General features: G+C 40.6%; 7 protein-coding genes. 2 read left to right on the top strand and 5 right to left on the bottom strand.

All coding sequences use genetic code 11. The annotated features are described in order from the left end of the window. Nucleotides 1–88: 88 nt before the first annotated feature. A complete protein-coding gene (locus tag HMPREF0023_RS14975; RefSeq protein ID WP_004637359.1) occupies nucleotides 89–325 on the top strand; it encodes a hypothetical protein in 237 nt (78 codons plus the stop codon). Between the two features lie 337 nt (nucleotides 326–662). Here HMPREF0023_RS14975 and HMPREF0023_RS14970 read toward each other — a convergent pair whose 3' ends face one another. The 5 genes from HMPREF0023_RS14970 to ribF form a co-directional block, all read right to left on the bottom strand. Next, nucleotides 663–1,205, bottom strand: coding sequence for an NADPH-dependent FMN reductase (locus HMPREF0023_RS14970; protein WP_008942489.1), 543 nt, complete (start codon nucleotides 1,203–1,205; stop codon nucleotides 663–665). A 114-nt stretch (nucleotides 1,206–1,319) separates the two neighbouring features. Beyond that, complete coding sequence (locus HMPREF0023_RS14965; protein WP_008942488.1) at nucleotides 1,320–1,802, bottom strand: FKBP-type peptidyl-prolyl cis-trans isomerase; 483 nt, start codon at nucleotides 1,800–1,802, stop codon at nucleotides 1,320–1,322. After that, nucleotides 1,802–2,332 (bottom strand): signal peptidase II, encoded by a 531-nt coding sequence (lspA, locus tag HMPREF0023_RS14960; RefSeq protein ID WP_004637362.1) that lies wholly within the window; start codon nucleotides 2,330–2,332, stop codon nucleotides 1,802–1,804. Before lspA ends, HMPREF0023_RS14965 begins: the two co-directional genes overlap by 1 nt. Further along, nucleotides 2,325–5,162 (bottom strand): isoleucine--tRNA ligase, encoded by a 2,838-nt coding sequence (ileS, locus tag HMPREF0023_RS14955; RefSeq protein WP_008942487.1) that lies wholly within the window; start codon nucleotides 5,160–5,162, stop codon nucleotides 2,325–2,327. The genes lspA and ileS overlap by 8 nt, the downstream gene beginning before the upstream one ends. Nucleotides 5,163–5,224: 62 nt before the next feature. Further along, a complete protein-coding gene (ribF, locus tag HMPREF0023_RS14950; protein WP_004637365.1) occupies nucleotides 5,225–6,226 on the bottom strand; it encodes a bifunctional riboflavin kinase/FAD synthetase in 1,002 nt (333 codons plus the stop codon). A gap of 207 nt (nucleotides 6,227–6,433) precedes the next feature. Here ribF and HMPREF0023_RS14945 point away from each other — a divergent pair, with 207 nt between their 5' ends. Then, the gene (locus HMPREF0023_RS14945) at nucleotides 6,434–7,567 is read left to right on the top strand and encodes a TDT family transporter (RefSeq protein WP_005092734.1); all 1,134 of its coding nucleotides are present in this window, start codon (nucleotides 6,434–6,436) and stop codon (nucleotides 7,565–7,567) included. Nucleotides 7,568–7,586 lie beyond the last annotated feature (19 nt).

Genomic DNA, 7,586 nt, shown 5'->3' with positions numbered 1-7,586 from the left:
TGATTAAAAAATAACTAAAAGGTAATAGAAATTGAAAAGACTTATGTGGCATCGTGTTTAAGTAATTTGAAACGTATAGAGATTTTGCATGTCTAATCAATATAATGGAAAAAAGCTGTATACATATATGAGTGCTAGTCAGGCCATTTATGAAGTAAGGGGCAATAAAATTTATAAATGCATAAACCTATTTCAGCCAGTTTATGAAATAAAGGATAATGAAATCTATCCATATATGGATTTAGTACAGGCGGAGTTTGAAATAAGAGGAAATAAAATTTATCAATATAATGATATGTATCAACCAATTTATGAGATTCGATAAATTGAGATTCGATATATATTATTTATTGATATTACGTACTATATGGAATTAGCTGTTTCTCTATTCCTAGAAGATGATGATGAAGAAGGTCTGATTTAATAGTAAATATTGATGATTTTAAAGCTTTAATGTCGCTAAATAAAAAGAAGCCCCATCATCCTGACGGGGCTTCTTCGTATTTAGTTTATTGTCGTTTATTTCCTATAAACAACCACTTCCTGTGGGTCTTGTTATTTTCAATGAGACTTCCTGTCTCTGTATGATTTGTATATTAAGGTGAATCAGAGGCGTTGTATATTCGTCAATGACCCCGATCCATGTACGTTCAGGCTTACAGCTAAGCTGAATGATATTTCTGTAATTTCTCAAGCATTGCTTTCAAACCCTTTACCTCAAATTCATTTGCTTCAAAGTTTTCTTCTTTATTGCGTTTAAAAATATCGCGGATTTCCATAACTGCATTCGGATCAACGATTCCTAGACTTGAAGCAACTTGACGAATTTGGCTGATTGAGCGTGATCCATTGGTCGCGCCATATCCGATATAAGCAGCAGGTTTACCTTGCCATTCTTTGCCGAGATAGTCTAAGGCATTTTTAAGCGCTGGGCTGTAGCCATGATTATATTCGGGACTAATCAAGATAAATGCGTCAGCAGCTGCAATTTTATCCGCCCATTCTTGTTGCTTTGGTTGATCATAAATACCTGAAGCAGGAGGGTGAGCACCTGCAAATAGTGGTAAGTTCCATTGCTTTAAATCAATAATTTCTGTTTGAATTTGTTCAATTGCTAACTGATTGGTTGCTTGCTGTACCCAATTTGCGACTTTAATAGCTGTCCGTCCTTCACGTACGCTACCAACAATAATATAAATCAACATTCTTTAATCCTATATTGTTTGAATTGAATGAGCGAAATTTTAAAAATAGTTGCTGAATATCATCTTATACTTTTCTTTAGGGTTAAAAAAAGCTCTCATTTGAGAGCTTTTATGTTACATCAGTTTAATGCCTTGCTGACCCGCAGGGGTAACTTTGAAAATTTCGACTTCAAAGGTAATATTTTTACCCGCTAATGGATGGTTAAAGTCGATTTCTGTGATGTCGTCATTGACTGATTTAACGATGCCAAACAAGGTTGCTTTGGCTTTATCTTCAAATTCAATCATGTGACCAACGATAGGACGTTGCTCAAATTTTACCGTATCAAAACTTTGAACATTTTCAGGGTTCCAAGGACCAAAAGCATCTTCTGGTGGCAAATGTACGGTACGGCGATCACCTGCACGTAAACCAAATAAAGCCTTTTCAAAGCCCGGAAGTAAATTTCCATCACCAATCACTAAAGTGACTGGTTCTTCACGACCGCGGGTATTGTCGATTTCAACACCATTTTCAATCGATACTGAAAAATGCAAATCAACTTTTGAGCCGTCTTGAATACGGATTTCTTCGTTTGGTTCGATAATGTCGGTCATTATACATCCGCCTTTTGGTTTCGTTTCTTCTCTAAGAAGAAGGTGTCAATGAGAAGCAAAATCGTACCTAAGGTAATGGCACTGTCTGCGAGGTTGAAGGCAGGGAAATGACTATTCTGATAATAGACATGGATAAAATCGACAACATAACCCAGACTGACGCGATCAATCAAATTACCAACTGCACCGCCTAAAATCAAAGCAATTGCCATAGGTAAAATAATCATTTTCTTAGGCATACGCATGAGCCAAAATACAAAAATGATCGAAACAATTGCTGCAAGTGAGGTGAAGAAGTAGCGTTGCCATCCGCCTGCATCAGATAAAAAGCTAAATGCAGCACCGTAATTATGCAACAAGGTCCAATTGAGAAAAGGCAATACGGGTACAGGATCTGCATAGTTTAAATGTGAGCTTGCGATCCATTTTGTCCATTGATCCAACACAATGGCAAGGACTGAAAGTCCAAGCCACAGCAAGTTATGAGGATAGAATTGGAACAAGCCTTGTTTTGCTTGTGAATTAGGCATACTTTCTCACTTCGCCACTGCCAGTGACGTTGACAATACAACGCGCGCATAAACCCGCATGACCTTCATGTGTATTTACATCTGGCAATACATGCCAGCAACGTACACATTTTTCACCATCCGCAGCTGAGACTTTCACACGTAAACCTTCAAGGTCAGTGCTTTCGCCTTGTTCTGCATAAGGGTGGACGATGACTTGAGAGGTAATCAAGACAAAACGTAATTCGTCAGCCAGTTGGTTTAGCAGTTTTTGTAACGCTTCATCCGCCCAAAGTTCAACTTTGGCAGATAAGTTACTGCCGATCAGTTTAGCGTTACGTGCTGCTTCGATCTGTTTATTTACTGCTGATTTTACGCTAATCAATGTTTGCCAATCTGCTTCAGAAAGCAAGTTTGCTGTTGATGCAGTTGGGATATCGTACCATTCAGCCGTAAATACATATTTATCTGTTTGTTCAGGAATCAATGGCCAAGCTTCTTGAGCGGTAAAGCTTAGAATTGGTGACATCCAACGAACGAAAGCTTGTACCAAATGATACAGTGCAGTTTGTGCAGAACGACGCGCTTGTGAGTCCGCTTTTGTTGTGTATTGACGATCTTTGATGATGTCGAGATAGAAACTACCTAAGTCATTGATACAGAAATTGGTCAATGCGTTAGTGACAATGTGGAAGTTCATCTCTTCATAGGCTTGCTGAATGGTTTTTTGTACTTCAGCCGCACGTTGTAAAATGTACTGATCCAATGCAATCAGTTCATCTACAGGCAGTGCATCACTTGATGGTTTAAAACCATTTAAATTCGCCAACAAGAAACGTAGGGTATTACGGATACGACGATAACCATCAGATGCACGGCTAAAGATCTCTTTACCTGCGGTCATTTCATAGCGATAGTCAGCCGAAGCGATCCAGAAGCGTAAGCCATCTGCACCCATATCTTTGATGATATCTTGTGGCGTGATGATGTTACCTAATGATTTAGACATTTTACGACCTTTCTCATCTACGACGAAGCCGTGTGTGAGTAAGCCTTTATAAGGTGCACGTTCATTGATTGCAATTGAAGTCAACAATGACGATTGGAACCAGCCACGGTGTTGGTCTGAACCTTCAAGGTATAGATCAGCAGGGTCTTGCAACTCTTCACGTTCACGCAATACTGCGTAGTGTGTGGTTCCTGAGTCGAACCAAACGTCTAAGGTATCGCGAACAGCATTGTATTGTTCGGCATCAGCACCAATGAAGTCGCTGGCATCACGGTTATACCAAGCATCAATCCCTTCTTGCTCAATCAGTTGGGCAACTTCTTCGATTAATTCAGGTGTACGTGGGTGTAACGCATTGGTATCTTTGTGTACAAAGAATGGGATTGGTACACCCCAAGTACGTTGACGAGAAATACACCAATCTGGACGACCTTCAATCATCGATTGGATACGGTTTTTACCCCAATCTGGGACAAATTCGATGTCATTTTCAATCGCATTTAATGCAGTTTGACGCAAGCCTTTGGCATCCATGCTGATAAACCATTGCGGTGTCGCACGGAAGATGATTGGCGTTTTATGACGCCAGCAATGTGGGTAGCTGTGTTTGATCGGTTGATGCGCCCACAAACGACCTGTTGCTCCCAATGCTTCGATAATTTTTGGGTTGGCTTTATAGATGTGCTCGCCAGCAAAAATCGGTGCTGTTGGTAAATATACACCATTGCCACCGACTGGATTATCCACTTTTAGGTTGTACTGTAGGCCAACCTTATAGTCGTCCACACCATGGCCCGGTGCGGTATGTACGGCACCTGTACCACTAGTTGCGATGACATGTTCACCGACGATTACAGGGACTTGGCGATCTGTAATCAACGGATGTTGTAATAATAGGTTTTCGATGACAGCGCCTTTAAAATCAGCCAGTACGACTGGATTTTCAAGCTTGTAACGTTCGATGGCAGATTCCACTAGGTCTTTAGCAAGAATGAAGTTTTGCGTACCACGATCGTTCTGAATTTGAACAAGTTGGTAGTCAATGTCGGCATGTACCGCAACTGCTTGGTTGGCAGGTAGTGTCCATGGCGTGGTCGTCCAGATCACGATATCCGTTACATCTTGCACATCAACATTTAGGCGTGCGCTTAAATCTTTGAGATCAACAACGGTGAAGCCAACGTCAATTGCATCTGATTTTTTATCTTCGTATTCAACTTCGGCTTCAGCCAGTGCAGAACCACAGTCCAAACACCAGTTCACAGGTTTTAAGCCCGGTTCAATATGACCAGCTTTAGCAATCGCACCAAGCGAGCGAACGATGTCCGCTTCTTGTTTAAAGTTCATAGTCAGATAAGGATTGTCCCAGTCACCAAACACACCCATACGCACGAAGTCTTTCTTTTGTAATTCAACTTGTGTGTAAGCGTATTCACGGCAGGCTTTACGGAACGTTGATGCGTCTACTTTCACGCCAACTTTACCGACTTTTTCTTCCACTTTAAGTTCGATTGGTAAACCATGACAGTCCCAACCTGGTACATAAGGTGCATCGAAGCCATCTAATACACGGCTTTTAATAATAATGTCCTTGAGGACTTTATTGACCGCATGACCTAAATGGATTTGACCATTGGCATATGGAGGACCGTCATGTAGTACGTATTTCTTCTTGCCAATACGCGATGTGCGAATCTGCTGATAAATGTTGTCGGCATACCACTCTTCTAACCATTTGGCTTCACGCACAGCCAAATTTGCTTTCATCGCAAATTCAGTATGAGGTAAATTGAGTGTGGCTTTATAATCCACTGCATTTTCAGGAGTTTGCTTATCGCTCATGCAAGTTTTCTTCCAGTTTGATCAGTGTATAAACTGACATGTATTACAAATGAAAATTAAATTTAAAAAGGAAATTCTGAAGTACGATTACGATAGTCTCGTAATTTTTGCACATCATCATCTATTCCAGCTTTGAGTGCTTCAAGCGAAGGGTAATTCAGTTCACCATGCAAATAGTGAAGAAAGGTTACCCGCATTAATAAGCCATACAGATTAGCAGAAACATCAGGGAAATGTACTTCTAATCGCCACTCAGGCTGAACTTGTTCGATCGCAGGACGAGTCCCCACATGGCCAGCACCGAATAAGCTATCACTTTGATACCCTGCAATGCCGTTCAGGGCAGGGTTTGTATGTTTGACTTTTGCTGTTAGTGAGGCATTTTCACACACCACATCGACTGCATAGATGCCACTTAGGCAAGGCTTATGACGATTTAAACGAACATTAATTGTTGGAAAATCCAGTGTACGTCCGATTTGATCGCCATATTGCACACGACCCGTGATGCTGTAAGGACGACCCAGCAGTTTAGCTGCTAATGCCAGATCACCTTCTTGTAGAACCTGACGAATACGGGTTGAACTGACACGTTCATCATTCAGTGCAATCGTATCTAAATTGGTGACATTAAAACCATAATCTCTTAAGAATTCACTGTTTCCTTGGCGGTCTTTGCCAAAATGAAAGTCATCTCCCAAAACAAGGGTTTGGGCATTGAGCTTAAATTTGAGTAAATCCGCAAATTCAGTCGCATTCAGGCTTCTAAAGTATTGATCAAACTTTGCTACCGCAATGTAATCCACACCTAGTTCAGTTAAATATTCTACTTTTTCTCGTAAGGAGCTAATGCGGGGTGGGGCATCATAACCTTTAAAAAATTCAAGCGGTTGTGGCTCAAAAATCATCACTAAAGTTTTTAAGCCTTGAGCAGATGCTAACGATTTAAGCTGGGCAATCATCGCTTGATGACCAAGATGGACACCATCAAAATTGCCAATCGTTACCGCAGTCGGAGGTAACTGAAAATTTGGCGATAATGCGTTGAGACGAAGCAACTTCATGGGCGTTAAATACAGTGATTTTTACAAAGGCTATATATTGCCATATTCTCAGCGTTTCGTCTTGTTGTTGTGTTTTTACACAGAGAAATTTCAATATTTAAGCATTTTTATATAAATAAATCTGATTGATTAAATAAAAATAAATCAATTTTTCTTATTTTAAAGCTGAACTAAAATCAATCCATGTTGCTGAATATTGAGATAGAGATGAAAAAGCCATTTTATCAGCTAGAACAAAGTCGAGATGTCATTCGCCATTTTACCCCAAACTGGTTTACAGCCACTATGGGAACTGGTGTTGTGGCAATGATTTTAGCACAGTTACCTTTTGCTTCTGCTCTATTATTCAAGTTGGCGACACAATTATGGCAATTGAATATTTTGCTCTTTATAAGTTTTAGTGTGCTTTATATGTTGCGCTGGATTTTATTTCCAACGGAAGCAAAACAGATTTTTAGTCATCCTAATATGAGCCTGTTTTTAGGAGCTATTCCGATGGGGCTGGCGACGATAATCAATGGTTTTCTCAGCTTCGGAACGCATTTATATGGTGATATTGCGGTGCAAATTGCGGAGTATCTTTGGTATTTCGATGTATTTCTCGCTGTGATGATCGCATGGATCGTGCCATTTTGTATGTTTAGCTGCCAAGATCATTTATTACAACGGATGACCGCAGTATGGTTATTACCGATAGTGGCTTGTGAGGTGGCTGCGAGTTCAGCGGGAGTATTACTACAACATTTAACAGCCGATCAGCACGCATTCAATATTTTAGTCACAGGCTATGTACTATGGGGCATTTCTGTATTGCCGGCTTTTGCAATTCTGACCATCTTAATGCTACGTTTGGCTTTACATCAACTGCCTGAGAAAGAGGTGGCAATTTCTAGCTGGCTTTGTTTAGGACCAATTGGCACAGGGGCTTTGGCGTTATTATTATTGGGGGAACAAGCACCACGTATCATGCAGGCGATGGGCTTTGAAAATTTAGCAAACTTACTGCCTGCATTAGGCATTGTGGCGAGTTTGGTATTATTGGGCTTTGGACTATGGTGGTTTGGAATCGCGATTTTGACCACATTGCGCCATATTCGTACTGGGATTCCATTTAATTTGGGTTGGTGGGGACTGACTTTCCCATTCGGTGTATTTATTTTGGCGATCTTTAACTTAGCGCATCAACTACAAATCGCTTTGTTACAATCTATCGCTGTGGTTCTAAGTTTATTGCTAATAGGGCTGTGGACCTTGGTGATGAAAAAAACTGTAGCGGGTGCGTATAGTGGTCAACTGTTTTTCTCGCCTTGTCTGGCTGCGTTGCAACAGAAGATGCGATAATATCAAGGTGTGCTTTAGC

Origin of the sequence: Acinetobacter sp. ATCC 27244, from assembly GCF_000156555.1 — a bacterium.
Taxonomy (GTDB): Bacteria; Pseudomonadota; Gammaproteobacteria; order Pseudomonadales; family Moraxellaceae; genus Acinetobacter; species Acinetobacter haemolyticus.
This window is presented reverse-complemented; position numbering and strand designations above follow the sequence as displayed.